Below are 20,063 nucleotides of genomic sequence, written 5' to 3'. Positions count from 1 at the left end.
ATAACTGTCTTTAATAATCTCTTCTAAATATTATCCTACTGGATGGATATTCAGGGAGTGTTAGAAAAAAATGGAGTTTCGTCTGTTGATTTGTTTGACAAACAATATAAAAGTATTTCATAATAGGGAAGATTTATCATTTGATTCATAGAATTCAGAATAAATATATAGCAGTACAAACATTCTTAAACATATATGATACAATTAATAGAGAGTGACCTCTTGGGAGGGTTAATTATGGCACAATATCTAGTTATCGTCGAATCACCAGCTAAAGCTAAAACTATTGAAAGATATTTAGGGAAGAAATTTAAAGTCAGAGCATCAATGGGACATGTTCGTGACTTACCGAAAAGCCAAATGGGTGTTGATGTAAAAAATCAATTTGAACCAAAATATATCACCATTCGCGGAAAAGGTCCTGTTTTGAAAGATTTAAAAACAGCGGCAAAAAAAGCTGATAAAATTTATCTTGCAGCCGATCCGGATCGTGAAGGGGAAGCGATAGCCTGGCATTTAGCACATAGTCTGAACATTGATTTAAACTCAGAATGCAGGGTAGTATTTAATGAAATTACGAAAGATGCTGTTAAGGAGTCTTTTAAACATCCAAGAAAGATTAATATGGATTTAGTTGATGCACAACAGGCTAGAAGAATTCTGGACAGGCTTGTCGGATATAATATTAGTCCGTTATTATGGCAAAAAGTGAAAAAAGGACTAAGTGCAGGCAGGGTACAATCAGTAGCAGTTAAGATGATCATTGATCGCGAAAAGGAGATAAAAGAATTTAAACCAGAGGAGTACTGGAGTATCTCTACAAAATTCACAAAAGATAAACAATCTTTTGAAGGGAATTTTTATGGAATCAATGGCAAGAAAAAACCGCTTAAGTCGAAAGAAGATGTTGATCAAATATTAGCAACATTAAAAGGGAACAACTTTACTATCGACAAGGTAAACAAAAAAGAACGTAAGCGAAATCCTTCACCACCTTTCACTACATCATCATTACAGCAAGAAGCTGCTAGAAAACTGAACTTCCGGGCACGTAAAACAATGATGGTTGCACAACAATTATATGAAGGAATTGATTTAGGGAAAAGAGAAGGTGGCATTACTGGTTTAATTACGTATATGCGTACAGACTCTACCAGAATTTCTACAACTGCTCAAAACCAAGCAAAAGATTATATTGAACACAATTATGGCAAAGAATACCTTGGGGTAACTAAACAGGCGAAGAAAAGTGAAGGGGCACAAGATGCCCATGAGGCAATTCGCCCAACTGATGCTATGAGAGACCCGCAGTCATTAAAAACAGTCTTATCACGAGACCAGTTAAGGCTATATAAATTAATATGGGACCGTTTTATTGCAAGTCAAATGGCGCCAGCAATAATGGATACAATGACGGTCCATTTACTGAACGAAGGAGTCGAATTTAGAGCTACCGGCTCAAAGATTAAATTTAAAGGCTTTATGAGAGTATATATCGAAAGTAGTGATGATAAAGAAAAGAAAGAGGATAAATGGCTGCCCGAATTAGCTGAAGGAGAAACGGTCAAGGCTGAAAAGATTGAACCAAATCAACATTTTACTCAGCCGCCTCCTCGATATACAGAGGCCAGGTTAGTAAAAACGATGGAAGAACAAGGTATTGGCAGACCATCAACATATGCACCAACTTTAGATACAATACAAAGGCGCGGATATGTTGCATTAGACAATCGTCGTTTCATACCTACTGAATTAGGTGAGATTGTTATTAAGTTGATTGAAGAGTTTTTCCCGGAGATAATTGATGTTGCCTTCACTGTTAAAATGGAAGGCGATTTAGATGCTGTGGAAGAAGGGAAAACAGAGTGGGTATCTATTATTGATCAGTTCTATGATGGATTTGATAAGAGGCTGGAATTAGCTGAGAAAGAAATGGAAAAGGTAGAGATTAAAGATGAACCTGCAGGTATTGACTGTGAAAAATGTGGTCATGGGATGGTTTATAAGATGGGACGTTACGGTAAATTTCTTGCATGTTCCAATTTTCCCGATTGCAGGAATACAAAACCAATACTAAAAGAAATCGGTGTAAAGTGTCCTAATTGTAAGGATGGAAACATCGTTGAAAGAAAGACGAAAAGGAAACGTTCTTTTTACGGGTGTGATAACTATCCAGAATGTGACTTTATCTCATGGGATAAACCTATAGGGAGAAATTGCCCTAAGTGTGATACAATGTTAGTTGAGAAGAAGACTAAAAAGACAGCACAAGTACAATGTCCATCCTGTGACTATAAAGAAACAGAACAAAGTTAATCGATAAACTTCTTGAGCTTGTTATCCAAAACGGTTAACAAGCTCTTTTATCGTATGGTTAAGCCACAATAGTTTATAATAGGAAAAAGATGGGTAAACCATTAGTAGCGCTACTATTTCGAAAATTTTGACAAATTTGCGAAATGAATTGAACTTATAGTTTGAATATGATAGTATTTTTAAGCATTTAGAGGTGCGAAGTTATGCAATATTTTAATAAAGAATGGTTACTGTTTTTAGACTATTTGAAAATCGAAAAAAATGCTGCGGCAAAGACTGTGGAGACTTACCAAAAAGATGTGGAACACTTTGTGAAATACTTAGCTAATGAGCAAATTAGTGAGCTTAATACGGTAGATTATCATATTGTTAGAAATTATTTAACCATATTATATGATAATGGATTAACAAAACGATCTGTTGGAAGACATATATCTACATTGAGAAGTTTTTTCAAAGTTTTGGTTAGAGAGTCTGTTGTAACAAGCAATCCGTTTACACAAATCAACTTACCAAAGCAAAATTATCCCATCCCGCAGTTTTTATATGATGAAGAAATGGAAAAACTGTTAGCGGTTAACCAGTTAGACACACCATTAGGACAACGAAATCGCGCTTTATTGGAACTTTTATATGCGACAGGGATCAGGGTCAGTGAATGTGTTCAATTGAAGCTTGAGGACATTGATTTAGTACTGCAAACGGTGTTAGTCCTAGGAAAAGGAAGCAAGGAGAGGTATGTCCCATTTGGTCAATTTGCCAAAGATTCATTAGAGTATTATATAATGAACGGGAGAGATCAATTAATCGGGAAACATAGCAACCCGAATAATTTTTTGTTCCTTAATGCTAAAGGCAATCCTGTGACAGCTAGAGGAATAAGAGTAATATTGAAGAAAATAGTTCAAGATTCCGGATTAACAATTGATTTGCATCCCCATAAACTAAGACATACATTTGCGACACATCTCCTGAATAACGGGGCAGACTTACGTGCAGTTCAGGAATTGCTAGGACATTCTCAACTATCTTCCACCCAGATATACACACATGTAACAAAAGATCGGCTCAGTCATGTATATAAAAATGCTCATCCGCGAGCAAATAAATAAAGGGGAATGAATAATGGAACAATTTCATGCAACAACAATATTTGCTATCCAACATAATGGTCAATCAGCAATGTGCGGTGATGGTCAAGTTACATTCGGAAACCAAGTTGTAATGAAACACACTGCTAAAAAAGTTAGAAGAATTTATAAGAATCAAGTGTTGGCAGGTTTCGCTGGATCAGTTGCTGATGCATTTACATTGTTTGAAAGTTTTGAAGCTAAGCTGGAAAGCTATGATGGAAAGTTATCTCGGGCTGCGGTGGAATTAGCGAAGGACTGGCGAAACGACAAATATTTAAGAAAATTAGAAGCAATGTTAATTGTTATGAATAAAGATGAATTGTTACTCGTTTCAGGGACAGGAGAAGTAATAGAACCAGATGATGGAATTCTTGCGATTGGATCTGGCGGAAATTATGCGCTAAGTGCTGGAAGAGCATTAAAAAGGAATGCACCGGATCTTTCTGCAAAAGATATTGCCAAAGCATCTCTGGAAGTAGCGGGTGAAATATGTGTATTTACAAACAATCAATTAGTATTAGAAGAGTTATAAGTTATTGGAGGTAATATAATGTCGATCAACCTTACACCCCGACAAATTGTCACTAAGTTAGATCAGTACATAATCGGTCAGCAACAAGCTAAAAAAGCTGTAGCCGTCGCATTGAGAAACAGATATCGAAGGATGCAGCTGGATGAAAGTTTAAGAAATGAAATCGTACCGAAAAATATTTTAATGATTGGGCCAACAGGTGTAGGAAAAACAGAAGTAGCCAGAAGACTGGCGAAACTGGTTGGAGCACCTTTTATTAAAGTAGAAGCAACTAAATATACAGAAGTTGGCTATGTCGGCAGAGATGTCGAATCAATGGTTCGGGACTTAGTTGAAACTGCTGTCCGAATGGTAAAAGAAGAAGAAATGGATAAAGTAAAAGGAAAAGCTGAGGAAGCAGCAAATAAAAGATTGATCCAACTATTAGTCCCTTCCCAAAAGAAAAGCTCGCAAACGAAAAATCCTTTTGAAATGTTTCTAAATACGAATCAGCAAAACAATGATACGGAACAGGCTGATGACAATCATTCCGAGGACATTAAAATGAAACGCTCGCAAATGAAAAAATTATTAGAATTAGGGGAATTGGAAGATGATATTGTTACAGTAGAAGTGGAAGAAAAAACATCTTCCATGTTTGATATGTTACAAGGCTCTGGAATGGAGCAAATGGGGATGAATATGCAGGATGCATTCGGCCAATTATTCCCAAGTAAAAAGAAAAAAAGAAAAATGAAAGTATCTGAAGCGAGAAAAGTATTGACACAACAAGAAGCACAGAAGTTAATTGATATGGATAATGTGACACAAAAAGCGATTGGAAAAGCGGAACAAACAGGGATCATCTTTATCGATGAAATTGATAAAATAGCAGTTAAACAAGAGAATAACGCAACTGTTTCAAGAGAAGGTGTTCAACGAGATATTTTGCCGATCGTTGAAGGTTCTTCTATCGTTACAAAGTATGGTCCTGTAAAAACAGATCATATGCTATTTATTGCAGCAGGAGCATTTCATATGGCTAAGCCATCTGACCTTATCCCGGAGTTGCAGGGACGGTTCCCTATCAGAGTAGAGTTTGAAAAACTAAGTGTATCCGACTTTGAAAGGATTCTGTCAGAACCTTCCAATGCGTTATTAAAACAATACAAGGCATTATTAGAAACGGAAGGTATCACGATTGATTTTGATCAAAAGGCGATTACCAGGATTGCGGAGATTGCTTCAGAAGTAAATCAAGAGACAGATAACATTGGAGCAAGAAGGCTTCATACGATTCTAGAGAAATTATTAGAGGAATTATCATTCGAAGCATCTGAAATTGGTGTAGGAAATATCCAAATTACAGAAAACTACGTAAATGATAAATTAAAGTCTATTGCTAAAAATAAAGATTTAAGTCAGTTTATTTTATAAAGGTTGGTGAAAAATGTGAAGCTGCTAGAAAAAACAAGAGCAATTAATGCAATGTTACAAACAACAAAGGGGAAATCAGTAAATTTTACCGACATGTCTAACACGTTAAGAGATGTGATTGAAGCAAATGTGTTTATTGTTAGCCGAAAAGGAAAACTGTTAGGTTTTTCAATTAATCAGCAAATTGAAAATGACCGAATGAAAAAAATGTTAGAGGAAAGGCGATTCCCAACAGAGTATACCGACAATTTGTTTAATATCACAGCAACTACAACAAATTTGGATATTGAAAGTGAGTATACAGCTTTCCCTGTGGAGAATAAAGAGTTGTTTCAATCTGGATTAACGACCATTGTCCCTATAATAGGTGGAGGTCAACGTTTAGGTACACTAATATTAAGCCGATTATCTGAAAGTTTTGAAGATGATGATTTAGTACTGGCGGAATATGGTGCAACAGTAGTGGGGATGGAAATCCTGCATGAAAAAACGGAAGAAATAGAGCTGGAGGCACGACGTACCGCAGTCGTGCAGATGGCTATAAGTTCTTTGTCGTATAGTGAACTGGAAGCAATTGCCCATATTTTTAAAGAACTTGGAGGCAAAGAAGGATTACTTGTTGCCAGTAAGATTGCCGATCGGGTAGGTATAACACGTTCCGTTATTGTAAATGCATTAAGGAAATTGGAAAGTGCTGGTGTAATTGAATCCAGATCATTAGGGATGAAAGGGACATATATAAAAATATTAAATGATAAGTTTTTGAAAGAATTAAATCATGTTAACAAATAAGATAAAAAACATGCTACTTTTAGCATGTTTTTTTCATTGAATAAAAAATGAGTAAAAGCACTTTATACCTAAACATAACAGATTTCGACACATAATTTATCGAATTTATAGTGTTAATTTCCTAATAATCATGGAAATTCGATAAAAAATGACGATAAGTCATAGACACTTAAGATTAATTCTATTACAATATTCGATAGAAGGTAGAATTTTATGACGGTTATTGAAAAATGGAGGAAAAAAGTATGATGTTTGGAAACACCATTCAGACTCTAGAGCGATCTCTGAATTATTCAACAGTAAAGAATCAAACAATAGCAAACAATATTTCAAATGTAGATACAGCAAACTATAAGGCGAAAGAAGTAGTCTTTAGAGATATACTTGATAATGAATCAGGTCAGCAGTTTGAAGCGAGAAGAACCGATTCACGTCATATAGCGTTTGGAAACTATAACACTGCTTCACACAAAATAGTTACAAATCAATCTACTACATACAATCATAATGGGAACAATGTTGATATTGATAAAGAGATGGCTGAATTAGCAAAAAATCAGATCTATTATCAGGCAGTTGTTGATAGATTAAATGGTAAGTTTAATAGTTTGCAAACAGTAATTAGAGGAGGGAACTAAAATTGTCTATTTTTAATTCAATGAACATCAGTTCGAGCGGGTTAACTGCTCAAAGATTAAGGATGGATACTATCTCTTCTAATATTGCGAATGTCGATACTACTCGAGCTACCATTAATGAAAATGGAGAATATGAACCATATCGCAGAAAGATGACAGTATTCCAGGCGAAAGATGAAGGTTTTTCGTCCATCTTACAACGAACGACATCACAAAATGGTACTACAGGCGGCGGGGTTAGAGTTGCCAGGATTATTGATGATGAAACTGAGCCATTTAAACTAGTTTTTAATCCTAATCACCCAGACGCCAATGAAGCTGGTTATGTAGAAATGCCTAATGTAGATCCATTAAAAGAAATGGTAGATTTAATGAGTGCTACAAGGTCTTATGAAGCAAATGTAACATCTGTCAATGCATCAAAATCTATGTTAATGAAAGCATTAGAGATAGGAAAATAATAATATCGAAAAGAAGATAGGAGGCAAGAAAAGTGATTGTTAATAATTTTTTGAACACAGAGTATATAGCACGGTCGAATCAACACTCAAATACTCAGGCAACGGTTGGTGAGGCACAGCAGCAATTCGCAGCAAATTTAAAGAATGCTGTTGAACAATTAAACAATGCCCAGCAAGTATCTGACCAAAAAACAACCGCACTGGCAAATGGGCAAATTGATGATTTGCATGATGTGATGATCACTGCTCAAAAAGCTAGTATTATGTTACAAACAGGTGTCGAGGTACAAAAGAAAGTAATCGATGCTTACAATGAAGTAATGCGAATGCAAGTATAAATAAAGTTAGTAACTAGTTTTGGGGGCAAAAAATGAACGAGAAATTCAAACATTACATAAGCAAAGTGAATGAAAAATATAAGTCGATGTCCAAATGGCAAAAAGGTTCATTGTTTGGTGGTATAGCTTTAATCGTCATTGCTATTATCTTAACTAGTTTGTTTGCTGCCAACAAAAGCATGGTGCCGCTTTACAGTGATTTATCTTTACAGGAAGCAGGACAGATTAAAGAAGAATTAGATGCAAGATCTGTTCCTTATGAGTTAACAAATGCAGGTACAACAATTGAAGTTCCCGAAGCCCAAGCTTCCTCATTATTGGTAGATTTGGCCGCGCAAGGAATACCTGATAGTGGGAGTATCGATTATTCCTTTTTCTCTGAAAACAGTTCATGGGGCGTTACGGATAATGAATTTGATGTAATGAAATTAGATGCAATGCAAACAGAACTTGCTTCATTAATTTCACAAATTGATGGGATCGAGTCTGCGGAGGTTAGTTTGAACATACCTAAAGATCCTGTGTTTGTTAGTGAACAACAACAGGAGTCAACAGCATCAATTGTCATTCAAACACAACCTGGCTATCAATTTAATCCTGGTCAAATAAATTCACTATACCATTTAGTATCAAAGTCTGTACCAAATCTACCTACTGATAATATCGTCCTAATGAACCAAAATCTTGAGTATTATGATCAAAATAATGAAAATAATTTTTCGACAGGCGATTCTTATGCCAACCAGCAGCAAATTAAAGGTGATATAGAGAAAGACATTGAACGAAGAGTGCAGCGTATGCTTGGCATGATGATAGGAATGGATAAAGTAGCTATATCAGCAACTGCAGATGTAGATTTTACCCAAGAACAAAGAGTGGAACAAATAGTAGAACCTGTTAATGAAGATACCGATACATTACCTGTTAGTATTGAAACAATCACTGAGTCTTTTACAGGAGCACAACCAGAAGAAGGTGCGGTCGGAGCTGGAGAAGGGGAAATCGCTAATTATCCAGCGGGCTTGGATGGTAATGTCGGTGATTATGAAATGGTGAAAGAATCAGTCAATAATGAATTTAATAGAATTCAAAAAGATATTGTGGAAAGTCCATACAAAATTAGAGACTTAGGTATCCAAGTAGCAATTGATAACACGCGACTTGGTGAGAATGGAGAAGTGGAACAACTCACTGCAGCAGAACAAGCAGCAGTTGAAGAAAGTGTACAATCAATATTAGATTCGATTATTACAACTTCTATCGATAAGACGTACGGTGACATTGCAGCAGAAGAAAATCTATCAATAGTGTTTCAACCATTTAATGGGGCCGAATTCGATATGGAAAGCGGAGCAGTACCAACTATTCCACTTTGGGTATATATAGTTGGTGGTGTTTTACTTGCAATAATAATTTTACTAATTGTTATGTTACGTAGAAGAAAACCAGACGTTGAGGAAATAGAAGAATTGGAAGAAATGGAAGAAACAGTTGCAAAGCAAGAAGTTCCTCCAATGATGATGAACGAAGATACAGATTCTACGAAACGGAGAAAACAACTAGAGAAATATGCGCAAGAAAAACCGGAAGATTTTGCAAAACTGTTGCGTACATGGATATCAGAGGATTAGAGGAGGTTAATGAATATGGCGAGACAAAAACAACAAAAATTAACAGGAAGACAAAAAGCAGCTATTTTATTAATCTCATTAGGTCCAGATGTTTCCGCACAAGTGTATAAGCATTTAACACCAGAAGAAATTGAGAAGCTGACTTTAGAAATCTCCTCGGTAAAAAAAGTAGATTCTGACCAGAAAGATGAGATTTTAGAGGAATTTCAAGAGATTGCGATGGCACAGGATTACCTTGCACAAGGCGGGATTGGCTATGCAAAAACAGTTCTGGAAAAAGCCTTAGGATCAGACAAAGCTAATGATATTCTAGGAAGACTAACCTCTTCCTTACAGGTCAAACCGTTTGATTTTGCAAGAAAAGCCGAACCATCTCAGATTATTAATTTTATCCAAAATGAGCATCCGCAAACAATTGCACTCGTTCTTTCATATTTGGATTCAGAACAGGCAGCGCAGATTTTATCAGAATTACCGCAGGAATTACAAGCAGATATCGCCAAACGTATTGCTGTGATGGATTCTACTTCTCCGGAAATTATTGCGGAAGTGGAGCAGATTCTTGAGCGGAAATTGTCAACGACGGTAACACAAGACTATACTCAAACCGGTGGAATCCAGGCAGTTGTTGAAGTATTAAATGGTGTGGACAGAAGTACGGAGAGAACAATTCTTGACGCATTAGAAATTGATGATCCGGAACTTGCCGAAGAGATCAGAAAAAGAATGTTCGTATTCGAGGATATTGTTACACTGGATAATCGCGCCATTCAAAGAGTTATTCGTGAAGTGGAAAATGATGACCTTCGCCTTGCATTAAAAGTAGCTAGCGATGAGGTGAAAGAAATTGTATTCAATAATATGTCACAAAGAATGGCCGAAACATTCAAAGAAGAAATGGAATTTATGGGACCAGTTCGTCTGCGTGATGTGGAAGAGGCACAATCGAGAATCGTCTCTGTTGTTAGAAGATTAGAAGAGATTGGTGAGATTGTCATTGCGAGAGGCGGAGGAGATGATATTATTGTCTAATCAAGACAAACTGTCTTTACCTCAAAAAAAGATTCAAATCAAACCAATTGCAGTAAAGAATCTTAAGCAAGCAAGTATAGAGACTACCGATGATAGTGAAGAAATCAAAATCCAACGAAAAAAAGAGGAACTGGCTCAATTAGAAGAAGAAACCAATAAGAGGTTAGAACAAACAAAAGCAGAAATTAATTCATTAAAGGAACAATGGGAACAAGAAAGAGTACAATATGTAGAGCAAGCACAGCAGCAAGGCTATCAGCAAGGGTTTCAACAGGGTGAGTCAGATAGTATAAACCAATATCAGACACTGTTAGACCAAGCAAATTCAATAGTTGACCTTGCAAATCAAGATTATCATCATACATTGTCACAAATGGATGAACAAATCCTGCAAATCGCGATGGCAGTTGCCGAAAAAATAGTCAATATTACTTTAGAAGAAAATAAGAACAGTTTTTATCAACTTGTAAAGAAAGCAATCGAACAAGTGAGAGAACAACCGAAAATCAAAGTTTATGTTCATCCTGAACATTATCAGCTCTTACTCGATAACAAAGATGAATTACAAACAATCACTTATAATCAAGCAGAATTATTGATTTACAGTGAAGGTGAAATGACTGCAGGACAAGCTTATATTGAAACACCATACGGGAAAATAGATGCATCTGTTGAGACACAACTGGAAGAAGTTCGAAACAAACTAGCTCACTTAGTGGAGGAGATCAGTCGTGGAACTACAAACAATTCTTGAACATGTTAAAAAAGCTGACTCCTATAAACGATATGGAAAGGTTGAACGCGTCGTCGGTTTATTGATTGAAGCAAGAGGACCTGAAGCAAGAATTGGCGAAGTATGCTATATTCACACGAAGTTGCAAAATCAGAAGATTATGGCAGAAGTAATAGGTTTTTATGAAGAAAAGGTATTGTTAATGCCATATTCTGCTGTAAGTAATATTGGAGCAGGGTGTTTAGTTGAAGCAACGAAAAAATCACTTACGATTAAAGTGGGAAGGTCATTAATCGGAAAAGTAATTGATTCAACAGGGGACTTGCTCGATGGGACTAGACTTCCAAAAGGGTTAAAGGACTACCCAACTGAACAACAACCACCAAATCCATTAGAAAGACCGAGAATCCATGAAGTTATCCCTGTTGGTGTGAAAGCAATTGATACAATGTTGACTGTAGGCAGGGGACAAAGAATTGGAATTTTTGCCGGAAGCGGTGTTGGGAAAAGTACGTTAATGGGAATGATTGCGCGTAATAGTGAAGCAGATTTAAATGTCATTGCGTTAATAGGGGAACGAGGGCGTGAAGTGAAGGAATTTGTTGAGCGCGATCTTGGACCCGAAGGGCTAAAGAAATCGATTGTTGTTGTAGCCACATCGGATCAGTCAGCATTGATGCGTATAAAAGGTGCCTATACTGCAACAGCAATTAGTGAATACTTTCGAGATTTAGGATTCCAAGTCAATTTAATGATGGACTCTGTTACAAGGGTTGCTATGGCTCAACGAGAGATAGGCTTAGCAATTGGTGAGCCGCCAACAACGAAAGGGTATACTCCCTCTGTGTTTGCCTTATTACCATCCTTACTGGAGCGTACCGGCACAAGTAAAAATGGGTCCATCACAGCTTTTTACACAGTATTAGTAGATGGTGATGACTTAAACGAACCAATTGCTGATACAACTAGAGGTATTTTAGATGGTCACTTTGTATTAGATCGAAGGTTGGCAGAAAAAGGACAATTTCCTGCGATCAACGTATTGCAATCAGTGAGTCGTGTAATGCCTAATATTGTGGATCAAGCGAAAATGTCCATTATTCAACAAGCAAGAACAATTCTAGCTACATATCAGGAAAATGAGGAATTGATCCAAATTGGAGCATATAAAAAAGGCTCGAACCCTGTTATTGATCAGGCAATACAATTGCAACCCAAGATCCTTCGTTTTTTAAGACAAGGAATGGATGAAAATATTGATCGAAATTCTGCATTGGAAAACTTACAAGCAATACTTAATGGGAGCTTAACATAATGACACAATGGACAGGCTTCGAGAAAATTAGATCATTGAGAGAAAATGAGAAAAATGAAGTAAGAATGGAATTTGAAGATGCACAGGCATCTTTTGAAAAAGAGGCAACTGAACTATATAAGCTATTGAAGAAAAAAGAAGCGATGGAAGACAAATACCAACAATGCTTGCAAAATGGTGATATAGAAACAGTGAAAGGATATTATAATTATTTAAATTATTTGACTCCCAATATTATTGATGTCCAGAAACGTGCCAATATAGCAAGAGATCATATGTATGATGTCCAAGAAAAATTAACGGATCAATATATTGAGGTTAAAAAGATCGAAAAGATTATCGACCGCAAAAAACAAAAGGAAATTGCTTTATTTAATAAACAAGAAATGATGCAAATGGATGAACTATCCATTCGTAAGTTTACAGAAGGTAAGGATAGGTGAAGAAATGAAAACCAATCCCAAACAAACTAAAGAGAAAAAGCCTGGTATCTTTCAATGGCTCATTGTTATCATCGTCCCACTCATTTTTGCAGCAATTTTCGCCCTAATTATCTTATATTTTATGGGTGTAGACGTTGTCAGTTATTCGAAAGAAACTCTAAATAAGGTACCTTTTCTATCTGAAACAGTAATGACAGATGAAGAAGAATTACATCAGCAACAGTTAGAAACAAAAGATGACACAATTTCTACGAAAGATGAAGAAATTTCCTCTCTACAGACGCAGCTACAGGAGAAGGATCAACAAATTGAAGATTTACAAGAGGAAGTTACATCATTAGCTGATCAATTAACAGAACAGCAAAATGAATTAGAATCCTCTACTGCAACAGATGAATCACATAAAGAAATAACTTCATCTTTTGAAAACATGAAACCTAAAACTGCTGCACCAATTATTGAAAACTTAGACAATCAGCTAGCAGTTTCTATATTAAGACAACTTGATGCTGATGTTAGAGGAGATATTTTAGCACAAATGAAGCCAGAAACAGCGGCGATTTATACAGAGATGCTGGCAAATCAATAAGTTTATTCATTTGGAAAGGGGGTGAAAAGATGTTTGTCGGAGCAAATATTTTACCGAACATGACTGCAACACAGACGTTACCTAAGACTAGCAATCAGTCAACTTCAGGAAATGGATTTCAACAAATACTGGCAGGTGTAACGGATAATCAATCGGTTGGAACTGTTAGGTCACTGGTTTTAAATCAAAACGATTCAGGCTCTGTAACGGATCTGCTAAGTATGTTAAGTAATGCTTCTGATGAGACAATTAAATTGCTAAAGTTATTGTTATCGGGAGAAAAAACAGCTGGAGAAACGCTACAACAACTTTCTGATTCAGATGTTGGGGATGCGGAATTGCTGAATTTGGTTCAGCAATTATTAAATGTACGTAACCACTCAGAAGATCAGAACTTATTGCCGGAATTTAATGGTCTCACCGAAGAGGAACTTAAGCAGTTACAAGATCTTATTAGTGGTATAACGGACGAAAATGAAAAAGTGAATTCACTATGGAATGATTTTTTTGCAGCAAATCTTCACCTTAATGCAACTAGCTCTGGAACAGAGGTAAAGGTTGATCAACAACAACTTTCTGCATTATGGCAAAAAGTTGAAACATTGATTAACAAATTTGATAATCAGACATTAACTTCCAAAGACTATAAGCAGTTCATGAATCTCATGCAACAATGGTCCCAGTTAAGCCAACAAGACAGCGGGGCATTAAGTAGTTTTCTGGCAGGTGTTGATCAATCTAAGTCGAAAGACATTTGGACGAAGCTAGTCGAAAATTACCAAAATAGGATGGCTGCAGAAAAATTATATGGAAAAACGCAACAAGTGACAAAACAGGACATCGCTAAGTGGATACAATCAGCATTAGAAAATTACGACACAACGATGAAATCCGAAAATAGTCAATCCAGAACAGATTTACTTAATTTGACCAATCAGTCTGCAACAACTAAAGTTCAGCAATTTGTCATCCATGTTCAACAAACCAATACGGAGGACAAAGTGGCTCAAAAGCAGTTGTTGGACCAATTCCAACAAGTGATTCAAAAAAGCAGTTTTCTTAAAACACCAAATGGGACGAAACAGCTAATGTTACGGTTACAGCCAGAGCATTTAGGTGATGTTATGGTAAAGCTGACACAGGTAAATGGTGAAATGATTGTAAAAATGATTGTTCAATCACAAGCGGCAAAAGACTTGTTAGAAGGCAATCTTAATCAGCTGCGTCATATGTTCTCGCCACAGCAAGTTGTCATTGAAAAGCAAGATCAAATACTTACACAGGCAGCACAAGATAAAATTTGGAAGGATGACTCTAATCCATCAAGTGAACAAGATCAATCTGCTAATGAGGAGCAACATGAACAACAAACAGAATCAGAACAAGACAGTAATTCCAGTACATTCCATGATTTATTAATGGACATGAAAGTGTAGGTGAAAAATATTGACATCCATTGACGCAACTTACTATTTAAAAAATCAGTCAACAGTAAAAGAACATAATGAAACTTTAGGAAAAGATGAATTTTTAAAAATTCTCATGACACAATTACAAAATCAAGATCCATTAAACCCTATGGATGATAAGGAATTCATCTCTCAAATGGCGACATTTTCTTCGTTAGAACAAATGATGCAAATGAATAAAGCTATTACAAATCTAGTAAACAACCAAATGGTGTCCCCTGTTATTCAATACAGTCATTTAATCGGTCAGCAAGTGACCTATTATAAAATTGACGAAGAAACTGGTGAAGTTGCTGAGCCTAAGGAATCAGAAACAAGTAATGTCATAGCAATTTCCCAAAAAGAGGGCTTTGCAGTATTAGAGTTAGAAAATGGGGCAAAAATCTTCACAGATGAAATCTTGAAAATTGAACAAGAAGGTAATAGATCAGAACATAGTGAAACGGAAATAGAAAAGCCGACAGAAGAGACAGAAAATCCAGAAGAAACAGCTGCTGGACCAGATAATAGTGAGTTAACAACCGAGACTCCTTCTGCATAAAGGAGGGAAATAATGAACACAAAAATTCACGCACTCCATCATCCAGTTATTCCTAATAATGCGAGTGTTAAGCGAGTTCAGTCGAATAGTAATTTCTCCGATCTTTTGCATAAAGAAAGCAAGCTGAAAATTAGTAAACATGCGCAACAGCGAATGGATACGAGAAACATTCAAGTACCTGATGCAAAGTGGTCACAGTTGGAAACAAAAGTTAGTGAAGCAAAGCAAAAAGGAATAAATGAATCTCTCGTATTAATGGATAACGCTGCTTTTATTGTAAATGTAAAAAATAATACAGTAATCACGGCAATGGAGCGGGCAGAAACAAAAAGTAAAATTTTCACTAATATTAATGGAACGATTTTAATCGACTAAGCTGGACCCGAAAACGGGAGGCTTACAAGCTACTGACTGACAGACGTAGCTACATACAAACGAAGGGAAGATTGTAACATGTTAAGATCAATGTATGCTGGTATTTCAGGTATGAAAGGCTTCCAAACAAAGCTAGACGTTGTAGGTAATAATATCGCCAATGTTAACACAGTAGGTTTTAAAAAAGGTAGAACAACATTTCAGGACATGATGAGTCAGCCAGTAACTGGTGCAAGTGCTCCGACGAATATCCGAGGTGGTATAAATCCCAAGCAAGTAGGAACAGGTGTACAATTAGGTACAATAGATAACGTCCATACACAGGGGAACCGTCAAACAACTGAACGACCGTTGGACCTGCAATTAGAAGGGGATGGAATGTTTGTTTTCGGTACAGGTTTCGATGCAGTTGATGCCTCTGCGGCTGCACCAACTGTAACAACTTTTACTACAGCTGGTATCCAGCAAAATGAAGGGATATCCTTAGCATACTCTCGCGCAGGAAACATGTATTTAGATGACGAAGGGTTTATTGTTAATGCAAATGGACAATACTTAATGGGTTTTCAACCAACGTCAGCTAACGATGGAATAAATAACGTTAATTCGGGACCAATTAATATACCTGCAGGAGCAGAGAGCTTCAGCATTCAAGGAGATGGTGTTGTCAATTATATAGAAGGAGGAGAAACTAAAATTGCAGGTCAGATAGTTTTGTCTAAATTCTCTAACCCTGGCGGTTTACAAAAGACTGGAGCGAATATGTTTCAAACATCAACCAATGATGGTCAAATTTATTCTGATTTAAATAACAACAATCAATATGACCCAGCCGCTGACACAATATTTTTCACACCGGAATCAGCTGGTACTGCATCAATAGTAGCCGGCGCGCTTGAAATGTCTAATGTAGATTTATCTGAAGAATTCACTGAGATGATCACAGCACAACGTGGATTCCAGGCAAATACTAGAATCATCACAACATCTGATGAAATTTTACAAGAACTCGTTAACTTAAAACGATAAAACAAGGAGGAGGGGGTTAGGAGAGCCTTCCTAACCTTCTTATCATAAACTATGATTAAATTAACAAAACTAAACAATCAGAAGATAACTCTCAATGCCATGTTTATTGAAAGAATAGAGTCGTTCCCTGACACAACGATTACGTTAGTCAATCAGAAAAAATTATTTGTAAAAGAAACAGAAGATGAAGTCAGCCAATTAGCAACACAATTTTATCAATCAATTGGGTTGATACCACTCCAGAGAGAAGTAGGTGATCAAGATGAATCCTAAATTGCTAAGAATATTGGTTATTGCATTAGTTGTCATTATTATTGGTGGTGGAACAACATTATATTTCCTTATGAACTCTCAAGTTAAGGCTGATGAAGAATTAACAATTGATGAGATGGTGAAATACTCCTACACAACTGATGAGATGAAGACAGATTTGCAAGATGGAAGTTTTGTACTTATCCAATTTCAATTTATAATGGATGGAAAAAAAGCTGTCGAAGAAATTGAAAAACGAGAGTTTCAAGTAAAAAATGAGTTTATTAAACAATCAATGGATCTGACAGAATCAGATCTTCGTGAGAATTTGCCACAATTAGAAGAAAGCATTAAAAATGCTATGAATCAAGAAATGACAGAAGGAAAAATTGTCGAAGTACTTATTATTAGTAAAGTAATTCAGTAAGAATTTCTCCTGAATGGAGGTGAGGTTATGGCGGATGAAGTTCTGTCCCAAAGTGAAATAGATGCTCTATTATCAGCATTGTCATCAGGTGAAATGGATGCCAATCAATTAATAGAAGAAGAAAAAGATAAAAAAGTGAAGGTTTATGACTTTAAACGGGCATTAAGATTTTCGAAAGATCAAATTAGAAGTATATCCAGAATACATGATAATTTTGCTCGTTTATTATCAACCTATTTTTCAGCACAATTACGTACATATGTAGATATTGACGTTGCTTCTGTTGATCAAATACCATACGAAGAATTCATTCGTTCTATTCCAACGATGACTATTCTTAATGTGTATAGTGTTGCTCCATTGGATGGAAGAATTATCTTTGAATTTAATCCTAACATTGCCTATGCTATGTTGGATCGCATGTTAGGCGGCAAAGGCAATAGTGTGAATAAGATTGATACATTGACAGAAATTGAAACAACACTTATGTCACAATTATTTGAGAAGGCGTTAGATAACTTACAAGAGGCATGGGGGACAGTAGTTGAGATTGATCCGATGTTAGAAGATTTTGAAGTGAATCCGCAATTTCTTCAACTAGTATCACCAAACGAAACAGTGGTTGTAGTTTCATTGAACACGACAATTGGTGATAGTAGTGGAATGATTAATATCTGTATTCCGCATGTTGTGTTAGAACCAATTATCCCTAAACTATCTGTTCATTATTGGATGCAAAATGAAAACACGAAAGAAAGAAAACCAGAAGAGTACGAATCCATTTCACGAAATATTGAAAAAGCACCATTAAACTTGTCAGTAATTTTAGGAAAAAGCACAATAACTGTTGAAGAACTACTCTTTTTAAATAAAGATGATAAGATTCTATTGAATCAGGCAATTGAAGAACCTTTATTATTGGAAGTAGATCAGATACCTAAATTCCATGTACAGCCAGGGAAGAAGAAAAACAAAATAGCTGTTCAAGTGTTAGATGAAATAAAGGGAGGGGATTATGATGATGAATGATGGAATGTTGTCACAAGACGAAATAGATGCACTATTGGGCGGTAACGATGGAACAACTAGTGATGATAGCAGTTCTTATGGGAATTCTCCTTCCGTAAATCAATATCTATCTTCTTTAGAAGAAGATGCATTAGGAGAGATTGGAAATATATCATTTGGAAGCTCTGCTACAACACTTTCTACATTATTAAACCAAAAAGTAGATATAACAACACCTACTATCTCAGTTATTGATAAAGGTTTGCTGGAAAATGAGTTTCCTGTGCCATACGTTGGAGTTGAAGTAAAGTATACAGAAGGTTTTACTGGTGCTAATTTATTCATTCTGGAATCTAAAGATGCAGCCGTAATAGCTGATTTAATGTTGGGCGGAAGTGGAGAGCCAGAAAATACCGAGTTATCGGACATACATTTAAGTGCTGTCCAGGAAGCTATGAATCAGATGATGGGGACATCAGCAACGAGTATGTCAACAATCTTCAGCAAAAAGGTGGACATTTCGCCACCATCGATTTCGATTATGGATGTAACAGAGGAAGAGGCGAATAAAACATTAGAAGCAGACGATGATGTATTAATTAAAGTATCTTTTCAGTTGAAAATAGGTTCTTTAATCGATTCGAAAATTATGCAGTTACTACCTGTGCCATTTGCAAAAGAGTTAGTGGACAATTTATTAAATTCCTCAATGGAAGATGACATACCGATTGAAGAACCGGTACAAGCTGTTGAGGAACCTAATAATAACTTTGTTAATGAAAATAATGCAGCAAAGCAGCAAGCTGAACAAAGCTTTAATGAACCTGCACAACCAAGAGAATCACGTCAGATAGGCCAGCAAGCAGCACCAAATGCTGATGTTCATTCAGCTTCATTTACTGAATTCGAAGATATTCCGTTACATAAAGAGGAGAAACGTAACCTGGATTTATTAATGGATATCCCATTACAAGTAACAGTTGAGCTGGGCAGAACGAAACGGACAGTAAAAGATATATTAGAATTATCTTCAGGCTCCATTGTAGAACTGGATAAATTAGCCGGGGAACCTGTTGATATATTAGTCAACCAGAAGTTGATAGCTAAAGGGGAAGTTGTCGTCATTGATGAAAACTTTGGTGTCCGCGTTACGGATATTGTTAGCAGGGAAATGAGATTAAAACAATTAAATAAATAGTAAATGAGAGGAATGATTTTTATGTCAAAACGTGTATTAATAGTTGATGATGCAGCATTTATGAGAATGATGATTAAAGATATTTTAACAAAAAATGGGTATGAAGTAGTTGGGGAAGCTCAAGATGGAGCAGAGGCTGTTGAGAAATACAAAGAGTTAACACCAGATTTAGTAACAATGGATATCACTATGCCAGAAAAAGATGGTATAGCCGCATTAAAAGATATTAAAGCATTAAACAATGATGCCAATGTAATTATGTGTTCAGCAATGGGACAACAGGCGATGGTAATTGATGCCATTCAAGCTGGTGCGAGAGACTTTATCGTTAAACCATTTCAAGCAGATCGTGTAATTGAGGCTATTTCCAAAGTTATAGGATAATATGATGAACT

Annotated in this window: 23 protein-coding genes; all 23 read left to right on the top strand. The window is 36.2% G+C overall.

The window, feature by feature from the left end; genetic code table 11:
- The first annotated feature begins 237 nt into the window (after positions 1–237).
- The 23 genes from topA (at position 238) to ACFOY7_RS15995 (ending at position 20,052) form a co-directional block, all read left to right on the top strand.
- The gene (topA, locus tag ACFOY7_RS16105) at positions 238–2,316 is read left to right on the top strand and encodes a type I DNA topoisomerase (protein ID WP_390253395.1); all 2,079 of its coding nucleotides are present in this window, start codon (positions 238–240) and stop codon (positions 2,314–2,316) included.
- Positions 2,317–2,519: 203 nt separating this feature from the next.
- The gene (gene xerC, locus ACFOY7_RS16100; protein ID WP_390253393.1) at positions 2,520–3,428 is read left to right on the top strand and encodes a tyrosine recombinase XerC; all 909 of its coding nucleotides are present in this window, start codon (positions 2,520–2,522) and stop codon (positions 3,426–3,428) included.
- A 13-nt stretch (positions 3,429–3,441) separates the two neighbouring features.
- Positions 3,442–3,981 carry an ATP-dependent protease subunit HslV gene (gene hslV, locus ACFOY7_RS16095; RefSeq protein ID WP_390253391.1) on the top strand — a complete coding sequence of 180 codons (540 nt, stop codon included), beginning with the start codon at positions 3,442–3,444 and terminating at the stop codon, positions 3,979–3,981.
- A gap of 18 nt (positions 3,982–3,999) precedes the next feature.
- Positions 4,000–5,397 carry an ATP-dependent protease ATPase subunit HslU gene (hslU, locus tag ACFOY7_RS16090; RefSeq protein ID WP_390253389.1) on the top strand — a complete coding sequence of 466 codons (1,398 nt, stop codon included), beginning with the start codon at positions 4,000–4,002 and terminating at the stop codon, positions 5,395–5,397.
- Between the two features lie 15 nt (positions 5,398–5,412).
- Positions 5,413–6,189 (top strand): GTP-sensing pleiotropic transcriptional regulator CodY, encoded by a 777-nt coding sequence (gene codY, locus ACFOY7_RS16085; RefSeq protein WP_390253387.1) that lies wholly within the window; start codon positions 5,413–5,415, stop codon positions 6,187–6,189.
- A gap of 245 nt (positions 6,190–6,434) precedes the next feature.
- Entirely contained in the window at positions 6,435–6,827 is a 393-nt protein-coding gene (flgB, locus tag ACFOY7_RS16080; protein ID WP_390253385.1) for a flagellar basal body rod protein FlgB, read from the top strand.
- Between the two features lie 2 nt (positions 6,828–6,829).
- Positions 6,830–7,288: a flagellar basal body rod protein FlgC gene (gene flgC / locus ACFOY7_RS16075; RefSeq protein WP_390253383.1), complete on the top strand. Its 459-nt coding sequence runs from the start codon at positions 6,830–6,832 to the stop codon at positions 7,286–7,288.
- Between the two features lie 50 nt (positions 7,289–7,338).
- Complete coding sequence (gene fliE / locus ACFOY7_RS16070) at positions 7,339–7,626, top strand: flagellar hook-basal body complex protein FliE (protein ID WP_390254139.1); 288 nt, start codon at positions 7,339–7,341, stop codon at positions 7,624–7,626.
- 32 nt (positions 7,627–7,658) lie between these two features.
- Positions 7,659–9,257, top strand: coding sequence for a flagellar basal-body MS-ring/collar protein FliF (gene fliF / locus ACFOY7_RS16065; RefSeq protein ID WP_390253381.1), 1,599 nt, complete (start codon positions 7,659–7,661; stop codon positions 9,255–9,257).
- Positions 9,258–9,272: 15 nt separating this feature from the next.
- The gene (gene fliG / locus ACFOY7_RS16060) at positions 9,273–10,289 is read left to right on the top strand and encodes a flagellar motor switch protein FliG (RefSeq protein ID WP_390253379.1); all 1,017 of its coding nucleotides are present in this window, start codon (positions 9,273–9,275) and stop codon (positions 10,287–10,289) included.
- The gene (gene fliH / locus ACFOY7_RS16055; protein WP_390253377.1) at positions 10,282–11,043 is read left to right on the top strand and encodes a flagellar assembly protein FliH; all 762 of its coding nucleotides are present in this window, start codon (positions 10,282–10,284) and stop codon (positions 11,041–11,043) included. Before fliG ends, fliH begins: the two co-directional genes overlap by 8 nt.
- A complete protein-coding gene (gene fliI / locus ACFOY7_RS16050) occupies positions 11,021–12,337 on the top strand; it encodes a flagellar protein export ATPase FliI (RefSeq protein WP_390253375.1) in 1,317 nt (438 codons plus the stop codon). Before fliH ends, fliI begins: the two co-directional genes overlap by 23 nt.
- Positions 12,337–12,780: a flagellar export protein FliJ gene (fliJ, locus tag ACFOY7_RS16045; protein WP_390253373.1), complete on the top strand. Its 444-nt coding sequence runs from the start codon at positions 12,337–12,339 to the stop codon at positions 12,778–12,780. Before fliI ends, fliJ begins: the two co-directional genes overlap by 1 nt.
- Entirely contained in the window at positions 12,737–13,369 is a 633-nt protein-coding gene (locus tag ACFOY7_RS16040; protein WP_390253371.1) for a MotE family protein, read from the top strand. The genes fliJ and ACFOY7_RS16040 overlap by 44 nt, the downstream gene beginning before the upstream one ends.
- A gap of 29 nt (positions 13,370–13,398) precedes the next feature.
- Positions 13,399–14,805 (top strand): flagellar hook-length control protein FliK, encoded by a 1,407-nt coding sequence (locus tag ACFOY7_RS16035; protein ID WP_390253369.1) that lies wholly within the window; start codon positions 13,399–13,401, stop codon positions 14,803–14,805.
- Between the two features lie 10 nt (positions 14,806–14,815).
- On the top strand, positions 14,816–15,379 hold the full coding sequence (flgD, locus tag ACFOY7_RS16030) for a flagellar hook assembly protein FlgD (protein WP_390253367.1): 564 nt from the start codon (positions 14,816–14,818) through the stop codon (positions 15,377–15,379).
- Positions 15,380–15,391: 12 nt separating this feature from the next.
- A complete protein-coding gene (locus tag ACFOY7_RS16025) occupies positions 15,392–15,754 on the top strand; it encodes a TIGR02530 family flagellar biosynthesis protein (protein WP_390253365.1) in 363 nt (120 codons plus the stop codon).
- A 78-nt stretch (positions 15,755–15,832) separates the two neighbouring features.
- Positions 15,833–16,783 carry a flagellar basal body rod protein FlgG gene (flgG, locus tag ACFOY7_RS16020; protein ID WP_390253364.1) on the top strand — a complete coding sequence of 317 codons (951 nt, stop codon included), beginning with the start codon at positions 15,833–15,835 and terminating at the stop codon, positions 16,781–16,783.
- A 51-nt stretch (positions 16,784–16,834) separates the two neighbouring features.
- Entirely contained in the window at positions 16,835–17,056 is a 222-nt protein-coding gene (locus ACFOY7_RS16015) for a flagellar FlbD family protein (RefSeq protein WP_390253362.1), read from the top strand.
- Complete coding sequence (locus ACFOY7_RS16010; RefSeq protein WP_390253360.1) at positions 17,046–17,462, top strand: flagellar basal body-associated FliL family protein; 417 nt, start codon at positions 17,046–17,048, stop codon at positions 17,460–17,462. Before ACFOY7_RS16015 ends, ACFOY7_RS16010 begins: the two co-directional genes overlap by 11 nt.
- 27 nt (positions 17,463–17,489) lie before the next feature.
- Entirely contained in the window at positions 17,490–18,491 is a 1,002-nt protein-coding gene (fliM, locus tag ACFOY7_RS16005; RefSeq protein WP_390253358.1) for a flagellar motor switch protein FliM, read from the top strand.
- Positions 18,481–19,668, top strand: coding sequence for a flagellar motor switch phosphatase FliY (gene fliY, locus ACFOY7_RS16000; protein ID WP_390253356.1), 1,188 nt, complete (start codon positions 18,481–18,483; stop codon positions 19,666–19,668). The genes fliM and fliY overlap by 11 nt, the downstream gene beginning before the upstream one ends.
- A gap of 21 nt (positions 19,669–19,689) precedes the next feature.
- Positions 19,690–20,052, top strand: coding sequence for a response regulator (locus tag ACFOY7_RS15995; protein WP_390253354.1), 363 nt, complete (start codon positions 19,690–19,692; stop codon positions 20,050–20,052).
- The last annotated feature ends 11 nt before the right edge of the window (positions 20,053–20,063 follow it).

This window comes from Gracilibacillus xinjiangensis (genome assembly GCF_042651765.1).
Classification (GTDB): Bacteria; Bacillota; Bacilli; order Bacillales; family Amphibacillaceae; genus Gracilibacillus; species Gracilibacillus xinjiangensis.
This window is presented reverse-complemented; position numbering and strand designations above follow the sequence as displayed.